Source organism: Bradyrhizobium sp. 1(2017) (assembly GCF_011602485.2).
Lineage (GTDB): Bacteria > Pseudomonadota > Alphaproteobacteria > Rhizobiales > Xanthobacteraceae > Bradyrhizobium.
In genome coordinates this window covers 7,305,798-7,320,142 of the sequence record NZ_CP050022.2, presented here as the reverse complement: position 1 = coordinate 7,320,142, position 14,345 = coordinate 7,305,798, and the positions used below count along the sequence as shown (strand labels likewise).

General features: G+C 56.5%; 8 protein-coding genes, 1 tRNA gene and 1 pseudogene. 8 read left to right on the top strand and 2 right to left on the bottom strand.

Features of this window, described 5'->3' with window-relative positions:
* Window positions 1-73: 73 nt before the first annotated feature.
* A complete protein-coding gene (locus HAP40_RS34715; protein ID WP_166812816.1) occupies window positions 74-835 on the top strand; it encodes an SDR family oxidoreductase in 762 nt (253 codons plus the stop codon).
* A 207-nt stretch (window positions 836-1,042) separates the two neighbouring features.
* Here HAP40_RS34715 and HAP40_RS34710 read toward each other — a convergent pair whose 3' ends face one another.
* Together HAP40_RS34710 and HAP40_RS37440 are read right to left on the bottom strand one after the other, a co-directional pair.
* Window positions 1,043-2,641 carry a GMC family oxidoreductase gene (locus HAP40_RS34710; RefSeq protein ID WP_166812818.1) on the bottom strand — a complete coding sequence of 533 codons (1,599 nt, stop codon included), beginning with the start codon at window positions 2,639-2,641 and terminating at the stop codon, window positions 1,043-1,045.
* A 97-nt stretch (window positions 2,642-2,738) separates the two neighbouring features.
* Window positions 2,739-2,885: pseudogene (locus HAP40_RS37440) on the bottom strand (coniferyl aldehyde dehydrogenase); the annotation flags it as partial.
* 317 nt (window positions 2,886-3,202) lie between these two features.
* Between HAP40_RS37440 and HAP40_RS34700 the strand changes: the two are divergent.
* From HAP40_RS34700 to HAP40_RS34670, 7 genes are all read left to right on the top strand, one after another.
* A tRNA-Met gene (locus tag HAP40_RS34700) sits at window positions 3,203-3,279 on the top strand.
* 641 nt (window positions 3,280-3,920) lie between these two features.
* Window positions 3,921-6,590 carry a type I restriction-modification system subunit M gene (locus HAP40_RS34695; RefSeq protein WP_166812820.1) on the top strand — a complete coding sequence of 890 codons (2,670 nt, stop codon included), beginning with the start codon at window positions 3,921-3,923 and terminating at the stop codon, window positions 6,588-6,590.
* Window positions 6,583-7,893 (top strand): restriction endonuclease subunit S, encoded by a 1,311-nt coding sequence (locus HAP40_RS34690; protein WP_166812822.1) that lies wholly within the window; start codon window positions 6,583-6,585, stop codon window positions 7,891-7,893. The genes HAP40_RS34695 and HAP40_RS34690 overlap by 8 nt, the downstream gene beginning before the upstream one ends.
* On the top strand, window positions 7,886-11,017 hold the full coding sequence (locus HAP40_RS34685) for a type I restriction endonuclease subunit R (RefSeq protein WP_166812824.1): 3,132 nt from the start codon (window positions 7,886-7,888) through the stop codon (window positions 11,015-11,017). Before HAP40_RS34690 ends, HAP40_RS34685 begins: the two co-directional genes overlap by 8 nt.
* Entirely contained in the window at window positions 11,014-11,700 is a 687-nt protein-coding gene (locus HAP40_RS34680; RefSeq protein WP_166812826.1) for a M48 family metallopeptidase, read from the top strand. The genes HAP40_RS34685 and HAP40_RS34680 overlap by 4 nt, the downstream gene beginning before the upstream one ends.
* Window positions 11,701-11,992: 292 nt before the next feature.
* Window positions 11,993-12,385 (top strand): hypothetical protein, encoded by a 393-nt coding sequence (locus tag HAP40_RS34675; RefSeq protein WP_166812828.1) that lies wholly within the window; start codon window positions 11,993-11,995, stop codon window positions 12,383-12,385.
* Window positions 12,386-13,710: 1,325 nt separating this feature from the next.
* On the top strand, window positions 13,711-14,274 hold the full coding sequence (locus HAP40_RS34670) for a hypothetical protein (protein WP_166812830.1): 564 nt from the start codon (window positions 13,711-13,713) through the stop codon (window positions 14,272-14,274).
* Window positions 14,275-14,345 lie beyond the last annotated feature (71 nt).

Genomic DNA, 14,345 nt, shown 5'->3' with positions numbered 1-14,345 from the left:
TCCGGTTTCGGATCGCTAAAATCGTCTGTATTGATGACTCCAAAGCTCAGGGAAATCGCGCAAGGAATGCGTCATGTCAGACCTATTCGACGTCAGTAAAGAAACCATCCTCGTCACCGGCGCAAGCCAGGGGCTGGGGCGGCAATTTGCCCGGGTGCTGGCGGCCCATGGTGCAGCCGTCGCGCTCGCCGCGCGCCAGACCGACAAGCTGAAGAGCCTGGAAGAGGAAATCCGCGGCAAGGGCGGCCGCGCTGCCGCCGTCGCGCTCGACGTCACCGACACCGCCTCGATCGCGAAGGCCGTCGATGCCACGGAAGCCGCGCTCGGGCCCGTCACCGTGCTGATCAACAATGCCGGCATCGCCATCGAGAAGCTCGCGACCGAGCAGACTGAGGCCGATTGGGACGCCGTGATCGGTGCCAACCTCAAGGGCGCCTATTTCCTCGCGACGGAAGTGGCCCGGCGCATGATCGCGCGCAAGCAGCCGGGCAACATCGTCAACATCGCCTCCGTGCTCGGCACCGGCGTGCTGAAGGCGGTGTCGCCTTACGCGATCTCCAAGGCCGGCATCCTCCAGGCGACGAAAGCGATGGCCCTGGAGCTTGCGGGCCAGAACATCCGCATCAACGCGCTCGCGCCCGGCTATATCGACACCGAGATGAACCACGCCTTCTGGTCGACGCCCGCAGGCGAGCGCCTGGCCAAGCGCATCCCCCAGCGCCGCGTCGGCGCCGAATCCGATCTCGACGGTGCGATCCTGCTGCTGGCCTCGAACGCGTCGCGGTACATGACGGGGAGCGTCATCACCGTCGATGGTGGGTTCTTGCTGAACTAGCCACCGCTCGTCGTTGTTTGAGAGCGATCTTCCCTCGGCGTCGTCCCGGCCTAGTGCGCAATTGCGCACGGGGGGCCGGGACCCATCACCGCAGGAAGCGGCTTGACGACGGCTCGTGGTGACCGGCTCGCCCCGCAACGTTCTCTTGGGAGTATGGGTCCCGGCCTTCGCCGGGACGACAATGGAGAATGACGCGGCAGCTTTACACTACCGCATCTCCCCCCTGATCATGTCCGCTGCCTTCTCCCCGATCATGATGGTCGGCGCATTGGTGTTGCCGCCGATCAAGGTCGGCATGATCGAGGCGTCGACGACACGCAAGGCCTCGACGCCGTGCACCTTCAGCGCGGGATCGACCACGGCCAACGCATCCGTGCCCATCTTGCAGGTGCCGACGGGATGATAGACGGTGTCGACGCGTTCGCGCAGCACGGCGCGGATGTCGTCATCGCTGCGCACGTTGGCGGTGAACATGTCCTTCTTCTGCAGCGCTCGCAGCGAAGGCGTCTCCATCAGCCGCCTCGTGGTCTTGAAGCCGGCGACCATGGCCTCGAGATCGTCGTCCTCGCCGAAGAAATTGGGATCGATCAGCGGCGCCAGCATAGCATCGTTGTTCGCGAGCGCGACGCTGCCGCGGCTCTTCGGACGGAGCAGGCAGACGTGGCAGGAAAAGCCGGTTCCGCCGTGGCGCTTGCGGCCGTGGTCGTCGACCATCGCCATGCCGAAATGCAGCTGGATGTCGGGAATGTCGAGATCGGGCCGCGTCTTCAGGAAGCCGCCGCATTCGGCAAAATTGGAGGTGAGGGGGCCGCGGCGCTCGCGCCGATATTGCAAGATGGCGCGGATCAGCCGTGGCATGCCCTTGATCGAGATGCCGGCGAAATAGGGGCTGTCGGACATGTAGCCGAAAATGAAGTCGGGATGGTCCTGCAGATTCTGTCCGACGCCCGGCAGATGATGCACGCTTGCAATGCCGTGCCTGCGGAGCGCTTCGGCATCGCCGATGCCCGACAGCATCAGAAGCTGCGGCGACTGGAATGCACCGGCTGCCAGGATCACCTCGCGCCGGGCGCGCAGCTGTTTCACCTCATTGCCCTGCCGATACTCCACGCCCACCGCGCGCCGGCCCTCGAACAGGAGGCGCGTCGCATGCGCCTGCGTCTCGACGCGCAAATTTGCTCGCTTGCCGATGTGCGGATGCACATAGGCGCGCGCCGCGCTCAAGCGCTCGCCGTTCTTCTGCGTCACCTGGTAGATGCCGAGACCCTCATGATCCTCGGCGTTGAAATCCTCGCGGATGCGGAATTGTCCTTCCTGCGCCGCCTGCAGGAAAATCTGTTGAACCGGATTGCCGGAGCGAAGCTTGTTCACCGCGAGCGGGCCGCCCTTGCCATGATACGCGCCGTCGAAATCGGCATTATTCTCGGCGCGCTTGAAATAGGGCAGCACGTCGGCAAAGGACCAGCCGAGGTTGCCGAGCGAGGCCCAATGGTCGTAATCGGCGCGGTGGCCGCGGATATAGACCATCGCGTTGATCGCCGAGGAGCCGCCGAGACCCTTGCCGCGCGGCTGATAGCCGATGCGGCCGTTCAGCCCCTTCTGCGGCACGGTGTTGAAGGCCCAGTTGTTGACGTTGCCGGCGACCATCAGCACCAGCGCGCCCGGCGTGGTCACGACCCAATTGTCGCATGCGCCGCCGGCGTCGAGCAGCGCGACGGATGTCCCCGCATCCTCGGAAAGCCGTCCCGCAACCGTGCAGCCGCCCGAGCCCGCGCCGACGACTACGAAATCGAATGTGTCGGTCAATGTTGCTTCCCCCTGATTGTCATTCCAGGGCGCGCATAGCGCGAACCGGATCTCGAGGTTCCGGGTTCGCTTCGCGCCCCCGAACGACCGCTCCCTGCGACATGAACCGCATCAGCCATTCCAGCCGCGCGATCTTGCCGCCATAGGGCGGATAGAGATCGGTGAGGCGGTTGAACTTGGAGCGATAGACCACCGGCTTCAGCTTGCTGAACGTCTTGAAGCCCCATTCGCCGTGATCGACGCCCATGGCGTTCCTCCCCTGAAAATGGGCGTCGGGCCCTGGTTTTGCTGCGGCCAAGCTGGCTCTTTGCGGAACTTCTGGCAAGTGCGTGTCAAACGGCCCGAAATCCGCCCCGCCGCCTGTCATGAAGTCGAAAAAAACGTTCCGGCAGCCCTTTCCAAAGGCAGCCCGCCTTGATACATACGCCCCGCACCCGACGGGCTTTGCCCCGGGGTTGCCTTCCAAGGAAAGCCTTTGGGACGACCGAAGCAAGCCTCGCGAACAGCGCGGCCTTACTTTACCGTCCCCGGGGATATCGACGAAGGCGCGCAACGGTTTAACGCGGGGTGGAGCAGCCCGGTAGCTCGTCAGGCTCATAACCTGAAGGTCATAGGTTCAAATCCTATCCCCGCAACCAAGTAAGGTCCTGTAAGGACAGCTGAAAATCAAAAAGGCCGCTCTTCGGGGCGGCCTTTTATTTGGCTGGAATCGCCACCGAGTCGCCACGGTGATCCCGATGTCGTACCGCCGGTTCGAATCCTGCTCGCTCCGCCAATCCCCTGAAATGATCTCGTACTTCAATCTGAAGAGAAGCCAGAAATGCGGCCGTTTTCCTGCAATTTTGCCAGCGGAGACGTCCGCTCGCCCATTCGACCTAGTGCCGGATAGGTCTGGAGAACCGAATTTTCTCGGAATCTTTGAACCCGTAAAATTGGTCCAGTACGACATTTTCCGGAAGATCAACGGCTATGTCGCGCGGCGGTTTGGATCCCTCTCGCTGAACCAATCGTGCAAATCGGCACGACTTGCGGCCCAGTCGCGCGTGCCTGTGCCTTTTGACGAAACGCGTGTCTGGTGACGAAACGCGTGTCTGGGACCGATCTGGAGCGAATTGGCAAACTCTGCGAGGAAGCTTGCCGGTGTGTCGCAGAAGACAAAGGAAGTAGCTAGGGACGGTCTCCAATCGGCGAATTTTGCAATATCTGCTCGAAGGTTGGTTTGCCATTGTAGTATGAGCAGCTAAGCCGCCCCGATTCACGCTACTCGCATCGAGATTACATGAACCGCGAAAAGATCACACTCTCGCAGCTTGAAAGCTTCCTGTTCAAAGCCGCCGACATTCTGCGCGGCAAGATGGATGCATCGGAGTTCAAGGAATTCATCTTCGGTCTGCTGTTCATCAAGCGTTTGTCCGACGAGTTTGACCGCAAGCGCGAGCAGCTTCGCAAGAAGGATTTCGCGCACATAAGCGATCCAGCTCTCATTAAAGAGCTTCTCGAAGATAAAACATCCTACGGCGAGACGTTCTTCGTCCCCGTGCGCGCACGCTGGCATGAGTCCTGGGAGGACGAAAACGGCGATGAGGTCCCTGCCCTGAAAGACCTAAAGCAGGATATCGGCAACATGCTCAACAAAGCCATTGCCGCGGTCGAAGACGAGAACGACGCACTCAATGGCGTTTTGAAGAACAACATCGACTTCAACGCCGTCAAGGGAAAGACAAAAATCGCCGACCAGAAGTGGAAAGACCTGCTCGACCACTTCAACCAGCCACAGTTCGTGCTGGTCAACGACAACTTTGAATTCCCAGATCTTCTTGGCGCTGCTTACGAATATCTCATCAAATTCTTCGCGGACAGCGCCGGGAAGAAAGGCGGCGAATTCTATACGCCTGCCGAGGTTGTGCGCCTGCTTGTGCAGTTGGTTAAGCCACATGCCGGCAATGAAATCTACGATCCCACCGTCGGCTCCGGCGGCTTCTTGATTCAGAGCCACCAATATGTCGAGGAGCAAGGCGAGAACTCGAATGACCTCGCCCTTTACGGCCAGGACTCGAACGGCACCGTCTGGTCGATCTGCATCATGAACATGATCCTCCACAACATCACCCGGTTCACGATCGAGAACGGGGATACACTGGAGGACCCGCAGATTTTGGATCATGGGCAAATTCGGAAATTTGACCGGGTCCTTGCCAATCCGCCGTTTTCGCAGAACTACAGCCGCGCCGGGATGAAGTTCACCTCGCGCTTTCGCGAATGGTGCCCGGAGACGGGGAAGAAGGCCGATCTAATGTTTGTTCAGCATATGCTGGCCAGCCTTAAGTCGAATGGTCATATGGCCACGATCATGCCCCACGGCGTTCTTTTCCGCGGCGGCAAGGAAAAGCTCATTCGCGAAAATTTCGTCAACGACGATGTCATCGAGTCGATTATCAGCCTGCCGCCGGGCCTCTTTTACGGCACCGGTATCCCCGCCTGCATTTTCGTGATGAGTAAAAGTAAGCCAGATGCGTTGCGCGGCAAGGTGCTCTTCATCAATGCAGACCGCGAATTCGCAGAAGGAAAGAACCAGAATAAACTTCGCCCCGAGGATATCGAGAAGATTGACTACGTCTTCACGAACAAGCTTGAGCTATTAAAATACAGCCGCCTCGTGGACAAGAAGGAGATCGTCGATGTTCACGACTACAATCTCAATATTCGCCGTTATGTTGACAACACACCTGACCCTGAACCGGAGGACGTGCAAGCTCACCTCATCGGAGGAGTGCCGATTGCCGAGGTGCAGGCCCGAGAATATCACTTTGACAAATTTGGCGTCGATCCGGGGATTCTCTTTCAGCCTGAGCGCCCTGGGTATTTCGAGTTTCGCGAGGCCATTAAGCAGAGACCCAGTATCAAGGCGGCACTAGAATCTGATGCCGAGTTGAACAAGGCGTACGCGACCCACCACGCCGTGCTGGAGGCTTGGTGGAATGTGGCGCGCGATGATTTCGCGCAGCTCCGCGACGGCAAGAAGCTGCCGGAAGTGCGTCAGGAGTTGCTCACGACTCTGAAGGGCAAGCTAATTCCGCTCGGTGTACTGGATGAATTCCAGAGCGCTGCTGTTTTCGTCAATTGGTGGCAGAACATTCGCTACGATCTCAAGACCATCGTCTCGACCGGCTGGCATCATTCCTTGATCCCTGAGAGCTATCTCCTCTCTACCTTCTTCCAAAAAGAAGCGGATGCAATCGAGAGCCTAGAAGTGAGAATTGCCGAGGCGCAGGGCGAGCTTAGCGAAGCGGTCGAAGCCGCTCAGGAAGTCGCCGCTTACGAATCGGAGGAAGACGAAACCGTCACTGCCAGTGTCATCAAGAAAGCGCTTAAGGAACTTATCGACGATCTCAAAGATACGACGGGGGATTCTGCTAAGAAGGAATTGAAGAAGCTACAGGCGCAGGAGGCTGCAATCAGCGCAGTCGAAAAGCGGATCAAAGCCGCAAAATCGGAGCTGAAGACACTTGCCGATGGGCTCGATCACAAACTTCAACTCAAGCGCCTTGGGAGCGGCGAATTCAAAGCGGAAAGCGAGCGGCTGCTCGCTCAAGTGAGCGCTCAGATCGCGCAGCTTTTCAGCGACAACAAAGACGAGAAGAAAAAGATTACCGCTCTGGAAAAGGACAAAGCCGCGTTGCAGGCGCGGCTGGAGAAGACTGACGCCATTATGGCTAGCATCGGTGGCCGCCTCACAGAGGAAGAAGCCAAAGCCCTGATACTTAAGAAGCTCCACGATATAGCAAACGAGGAGCTTCGGAGATACCTCAACGCCGAAAAGCGGCGGCTGATCCAAGTTGCAGAGATTTTTTGGGACAAATACGCCCTCTCTTCTCGTAGTCTGGAGAGCCAGAGGGACGAAAGCCTCAAGGCGTTAGATAGATTTCTGAAGGGACTAAGCTATGTCTGATGACGTAGTGAAGTTGAGCCATCCTTGGGTAGAGGATGTTATCGGCAATATCGGGATCGTGACCGTTGGCGGCACGCCGCGAACCTCAATTGAAAAATATTGGGGCGGCGATGTGCCGTGGATGGCGTCTGGGGACATTCATGAAAAACGGATAACAGACGTACCGACAAGAATCACCGAACTCGGTTTGCGTCATTCGAACGCGACTATGGTAGATCCTCCAGCGGTTGCCATTGGCCTCGCCGGTCAAGGGAAAACGCGGGGTACTGTCGCCCTCGTCCTTTCCAGACTGTGCACTAATCAGTCTGTAGCGCTAGTTAAAACGGACCCCACTGTACTAGACGTTGAGTATCTTTTTTACAATCTTGAATTTCGCTATGACGAATTGCGATCTCGGTCAGCCGGTGATGGTCGTGCTGGGTTAACGAAGACGCTTATCGAGCAGGTGCCAGTTCCATTGCCGCCATTGCCCGAGCAAACCAAGATAGCCGAAATTCTCGCAACATTAGACCGCGCGATCGAACGGACTGAAGCGCTGATTGCCAAAGAGCAGCGCATTAAGACTGGGCTGATGCAGGACCTCCTAACCCGGGGCATAGATGAACACGGGCGTATCCGCTCTGAGCAATCCCACCGATTTAAAGACTCCGCATTAGGAAGAATTCCGGCCGAGTGGGGCGTTCACCTGCTCGATGGTTTGGCGATTCGTGGAAGCGGCCACACGCCGAATAAGTCAAGACCTGATTACTGGAACGGCGGGATAAAGTGGGTTTCGCTCGCAGATTCCAGTGCGCTAGACAATGTTTTGATTAGCGAAACGGATAAAGAAATTAGTTCGCTGGGGCTAAAGAACTCCTCTGCGGTTTTACATCCAAAAGGCACCGTCATTCTTTCTAGAGACGCAGGCGTGGGTAAGAGCGCAATACTCGGGGACACAATGGCTGTAAGTCAACATTTTATGGCTTGGCGGTGTAAGCCCCATAAGTTGGACAACTACTATCTTTACTATTGGCTACAGAGAGACAAGCCAAGGTTTGAGGGCATTGCCGCGGGGAGCACAATCCTCACAATAGGTTTGCAGTTCTTTCGCGAGTACCAAATTGCTATCCCTCAGCTAGTGGAGGAACAGCAACAAATCTCGAGCGTATTGAGTCACGCAGATGGCAACATTCAGCAATTTATAGCCGGCCTTCAGAAGCTCCGTTCCCTCAAAGCCGCCCTGATGCAAGACCTGCTGACAGGCAAGCGACGGGTGAGCGCCCTGCTGGAGTCTGAACCCAAGCGCGAGAGGTTGTATGCCTAGCGGCGACAAGACAGCGAAGGAGATCAAGCTCGACGAACGCAATCATGTCGAAAAGCCGCTGCTCGACCAACTGTCGGGTTTAGGTTGGACGGTTCTTGACCTCGATAGCAAGCAGCAGCCCCGCGATACGTTCCGTGACAGTTTTACCGAAGTGGTGATGCTGCCGGTGCTGGGCCAGCAGTTGAAGGTTGTCAACCCATGGCTTGAGGACGATCAAGTAGAAGAGGTCATCAAGCAGCTGACAGCCAGCTTCGCTTCGACGAATCTCATTCAGAACAATCGGCACGTGTTCAATCTGCTCCTGGAGAACACCAGTGTAAGCGAGAACCGCAAGACCGGCGAAAAGAGCCCAACCGTTCGCTACATCGACTTCAAGCACCGCGACAACAATCGCTATATTGCCGTCTGCCAGTTCAAAGTTCGTATTCTCGGCACGGAGCACCACATTGTCCCTGACATCGTTCTGTTCCTGAATGGCCTCCCAGTCGTTGTCATTGAATGCAAATCACCAAAGGTGAAGGAGCCGATACCGGAGGCCATCGATCAGATCCTCCGGTACAGTGAACAACGTGGAGCTAAAGGCGAAGGCAGCGCTCCCCTCTTCTATTTCAACCAGTTCGTCGTCACCACCTGTCGGCAGGATGCCAAGTTCGGCACCATCACCACCCACGGCGAGAAGTATTTCTATCGCTGGGCGGATCCATTTCCGCGTTCCCTCAACGACCTGGAGCACGGCAGCAGCAGCCCCAACGATCAGCAGCGGCTGGTCGCCGGGATGCTGGACCGTGACAACCTGCTCGACATCATCCGCACCTTCACGCTGTTCTCGACCAGCGAAAAGGGCGAAATCATCAAAGTCGTTGGACGCTATCAGCAGTTTCGCGCGGTGAAGCTGGCCGTCAAGCGGCTCTTGGAAGGAAAGACGCCGCGCGAACGCAGCGGTATCATCTGGCATACACAGGGCTCCGGTAAGTCGCTGACCATGATGTTCATGGTTCGGGAGATGTACCGGCACCCTACCCTGTCGAAGTGGAAGGTGGTCTTTGTCACCGACCGGACGCAGCTTGAGACGCAGCTCTCCGAAACCAGCCACAACATTGGTTTTTCTGTGAAAGCCGCCGACAGCATCAAGAAGCTGAAGGAGCTGCTGGCCTCCAATTCCTCCGATCTTGTGATGGCCATGATCCACAAGTTCCGTGAGACAGACTTGCAAGAGACTTTCCCGGAGCTGAATGCCAGCCCCAACATCCTCGTGATGACGGACGAAGCCCATCGGTCGCAATACTCGATGCTGGGTGCAAATCTCGACAAGGCAATCCCAAATTCCGCGCGCATTGGTTACACTGGAACGCCCATCGACAAGACCGAGCGCGTCTTCGGTGACTACATCGATAAATACACGATGCGCCAATCGATCGAAGACGGGGTTACGCTGGAAATTGTTTACGAAGGTCGGACGCACAACGCCGAGGTGTCGGACACGGCAACCATGGACGCCTCTTTCGAAGACATTTTTAGCGACTATAATCTTCAGGAACGGCTCGACATCCTTGGCTATGGGTCCCGAGACGCCTATCTCGAAGCCAAACCTACCATCGAGGCAAAAGCCAAGGACATGGTGGCGCACTACCTAACGCATGTATTTCCTAACGGATTCAAGGCGCAGATCGTCGCCACGTCCCGGGAAGCGGCGGTCCGCTACAAGGAATACATCGATGCGGCGCACGTCGAGGCCATCAATAGCCTGAAGAATAACAATCCCGAAAATATCGATCTCCACCGCCTCGGAAAGATGAAGACCGACGTCATCATTTCCGGTGGCCACAATGACGAGCTCCACCTCAAGGCCTACACCGACGTCTCGAAGCACAAGGCCAGTATCAAAAGCTTCAAACTGCCCTTCGGCGTGGAAGATGAAGGGATCAACGGCGACATCGGCATTCTAATCGTAAACAACATGTTGCTGACCGGGTTCGACGCTCCGGTGGAGCAAGTCATGTATCTCGACAAAATCATAGTGGAGCATGGCCTTCTACAGGCCATCGCCCGCGTCAATCGAGTCGGCGGTGCGGGGAAAGATAAAGGCTTCGTCGTTGATTATGTCGGCGTCGGCCATCACTTAAAGAGGGCGCTCGACAACTACGACGAACGCGAACAGAACGAGATACTCACTGCCTTAAGCTTTCCCGAGGAAGAACTTCGCGAGCTTCAGGCAACCCACGCAGCTATCCTTGAGTTCCTGCAGGCGCGTGGTCTTACCGACCTCACAGATCATGATGCCTTTTTCGATCTGTTTTACGATGAGGACCTTCGCTTCGAGTTCATTACGCTCTTCAAGAGCTTTACGAAATGCTTGAACCTGGTTTTTCCTGCCAAGGAAGCGCTTGGCTATATGGGCCAGTATCAGCGGCTTGTGGAAATCAATGTTCTCGCCGAGAAGCATTTCCGCGATGCTCGTTTCAGCATGAAGGGGATTCCGCCAAAGCTGCGGAACATCGCCGATGCGTTTCTTCAGTCGAGCGGCATCCAGGTGAAAGTCCAACCCATCTCGATTCTGGACGAGGATTTCCAAAAGGATGTTCAGAGTCGAAAACGCACAAAGACAAAGGCGGCGGAGATCGAACATGCTATCCGCCATCATTTGGATGTTGACCTCGATGATGATCCTGATCTTCAAGCGTCCTTTGCTGAGGCCCTAAGAAAGATTCTGGAAGACTTCAGGGACAACTGGAACAGGATTTACGAAGAACTGGAGAAGCTCCGCCAGCGCATCATAAACGCCGACAAGGAGCCGACCTACGGATTGCACCGCAAGAAGCAAATGCCCTTCTTCCGGGTCCTGAAAAAGGAGGTGTTTGCAGAAACCGAGGTCGATGATGACAACATAGCCCTGCTGGTGTCGCTCACACAGCAACTCTTTGCCGAGATCGAGCGTGAGCTTAAGCTGACGGGCTTCTGGGAAAGCATTCCCGCCCGCAACAAGCTCAAGGCCGACATCCAGAAGACGCTCCTTCAATCTGAATTTTCAGCGCTTCCGGGTCTGGTGAAGAATCGCGCGCACATCATCAGCCGCATCATGGAAGTCGCGGAGAAGAACAATGATGCAATTCTCTATGCGCCATGACGAAGATTGATTACCAGATTGTACGCTCACCAAGGCGAAAGAAGCTGACCATATCGGTTGAGCGGGACCGGGCCGTTATCGTTCACGCACCGCAAAATGTGTCTGAAGAGAGCTTGCATCAGGCGGTGAATTCTAAGCGGCAGTGGATTCTCAAGAAGCTACAGCACCCGCAAAAGTATCAAAGCCGAGCGCATCCTCCCGGTAAAGAAGTTGTCAATGGAGAGTCTGCGCCTTACCTCGGGCGCGAATATCAAATCGAAATTGCGGAGACCGCCAGTGGAAACATCGAATTTGCGCATCGATTTATAGTTCCGCCCGCGCGGCTTGCGAGGCGGCGCAGGGTCCTGCGCGATTGGTATATCGCGCGGGCGAAAGAGAACATTCTCGCGCGCGTTGAAGGTCATGCGCGTGCGCTCGGCGTTGCTTTTGTCGCTGCAAAGATTGTGAACAATCGCTACCGTTGGGGCTCCTGCACGGTGAATGACAACGTCAATTTCAATTGGCGTCTCATCAAGGCGCCGGTGTTTGTAATCGACTATGTTGTCGTCCACGAGCTTGCGCACCTAATCGAGGCCAACCATTCGTCGCGGTTTTGGTCGATAATCCGCACGCAGCTACCGTCAATGGAAAAGGCGAGAGCATGGTTGAAAGAACACGGTCAGGTGCTTGAAGAAGAGGTGTGACCGGCCGTGTTGCCGGCCACATTGGTGCCCGACTGGCTCCGAACGCGTATTCTCGTTGATCGTAATTTCTTTATAACGCGATTGGCTAACCAAGCCTCCTATTGTTTGCATAGGGACGCTGGTCGCACCGACGTTCCATAACACTCGATGTGCGAATCCGCTTCCACCCGGTGCTGTAAGGGGGCGTTAGGCGGTTTCAGGCTTTGCGGGCCAGGGAGCCGATCAGAACCTGCTGCTCGTCCCAGGCGGCGGGGATGGTTCTCAAGAGCTGCGCCAGCTCGAGACCTTCCGGTTGCAATCCATTCAAGATGGATTCGGTGAAGCTTTCGATCTATTTGATTCGTATCATCCGCGTAGCGCAAGCTCGACTGAAGGTGCGACCTTCCATACGTTCGCTCATAGGGTTTATGAATACGCGACCGGCGAGCATGACGAGGATTGCGCGGCGCTATCTCACAAGATCCGTTCTCTTATAACGCCGCTGCATCAATATAAGAGGGCTGATGAGGGATACTGGGCAATCGAAATGAAAATCAGCAGCCTTGCAACGGATGACGCGGAGTTCGCGAAACTTCGCGAGCGACAGCGCCAATTTGACAAGAAAAAACAGGCGCTTGAACCAGTATTCACCCCTGCCTTGGGCCGGGTAGCCAAACCGCAACCTCGAAAGAAAAGGGGGAGGTAGACAGCAAGCTCAAATCGTCGACCTAGCTCATGCTGCAAGCCGTTGTCCTCAAGGAGCGGCTGATGCCTGGAAGCGATCGAAATGCACTGCACGCGGCGGAGCAAGATCGCCGTTTCATATCAGACAACCTCTCGTCTCCGCTATCCGCGGAGAGTTCGCGGCATCCGCCCTCGCGATGCTCTGATGCTCATCGCGGCAATGGTGCGCTGTCCACGACGAGCGGCTGCGCGCAATGACCTCCTATATTCCACGCGCGCCCGATTTCGCGCGAAGCATTGAGCGGCTAAAGGCTCGGCCGTGGAATGAGCCCATCGTCCAGGCATTTGAGCAGGGTTTGATAGCCACGACGCCAGGGCTCCGCCTGCGGCTCTAGCGAAGCCACTAAAGGTTTCTCGTTTACTTGCGCGGCAACGGCCGCGGTCGCCTAATCGCCAGGCTTCACGAGATAGGCGCCGGCGACTCGGTGGGTCCAGTGCTCTGCCCGATACGCTTCGTCATTATTACACCGAGGGACAGCGGTCCGTTCTCTGCATCATCGCAGGCGAGATCAAACATCACGGAGTATGCGATTTGCCGATAGGCAAGATTGCCGCTCTTGCCGGCGTCTGTCGAACCACCGTTCAAACCACTTTGCATGAAGCCCGGCGGTTGTTCCATCTCAAGGTCATCGAGCGTCCGATGCGAAGCCGCCAGAGCCTCACCAACTTGGTGGAAATTGTATCGACGGAATGGCGAGCGTGGATTTCGCGCGCGCCCTCAGCGCACCGCCCGAGAGGGTCCAATTCCGTGAAAATGGCGAGCACCACGAAGAACACAGAAAGAAGGAAGGAAGAGGCTCTCCGAGTAATTCGCGGCGACTGTCATCAAAAAAACGACCGTCCAACTCGGAGGCTCGTACAGAAGGGGATTGGGAGCATGAACCCATCCACCGCCTTCGGCCTCGACCAGTGTCCCAAGCGCGAATAGACCGACGCGAGAGGCGCTTGTCTTGGATGAAGGGTGAAAAATTGCACCACTAGGTGCATTGACCCGCGCTTGATCCGATGAAAACACCGCCCTGCTTCGCCATGCTTACGGGTCCTTCTGGAGGCTAAGCGCATCGTGGGTAATTCGCACCTCGGGACCGCGGTAGCTGAGGGAGCTGAAAAGTTAGGTTGACAAGGTTGACGCGGTTGACAGCTGGTTGACAAGGGAGGGGGTGCAAGAAGTCTAAGGAGGGCCTTTCTCAGGACCGATCTCCCCCTATTCAGACGCAAAGGGGGCGAACCACATATAAGTCGCCCTTGTTTCCCTGACATTCCCCAACCATCATCTTGGAGCTCCAGATGTCCCTATCGAGCGGTGAGATCAGATATTGCGAGGCCATCCGGGCAAAAGATTACGCATTGAGAAGCTTTCTGATGACGAGCGCCTTGCCTCGGCTGATCGAACCGAGCGTTTGGCTTGAGCATCTGATTGGGATTAAGTCCGCGCTAGGAAACCTGAGTAACGATGTCGCCTTCGTGGCGACCCTCATCGTAAAAGATTACCTGGTACAGCGGTTCGGGATTACTGATTTCGATGCGGCAGGCAAACCGCAGGGCGCTGCTGGAGAAGACATCGTCGCTAGAACCAACGACGGAAGAAGGATCGTGGGTGAGTTGAAGACCACAAAACCATATCAGCCTGGGTTTGGAGCGGCGCAGAAAACCGCCATATTGAAGGACCTCGTACGGTTGGCGACGGCCACCGCAGATTACCGTTTTATGTTTGTCACCGATTTAGATGCGTTCACAACACTTTGTAAGCCAGTATTTGCGAAGCGCACGCCCGGTATTGAGATTGTTCACCTCCTAACGGGCCAGACCTTCCTCTGTGAGCCTGACGCGATCGAGTGCCCTCGCTTCTGAACTCGATAGCGCGGGGCAATCAATTCCTGCGGCCTATGACTCTTGCTGTGCCCCGTCAGTACACGATGCAG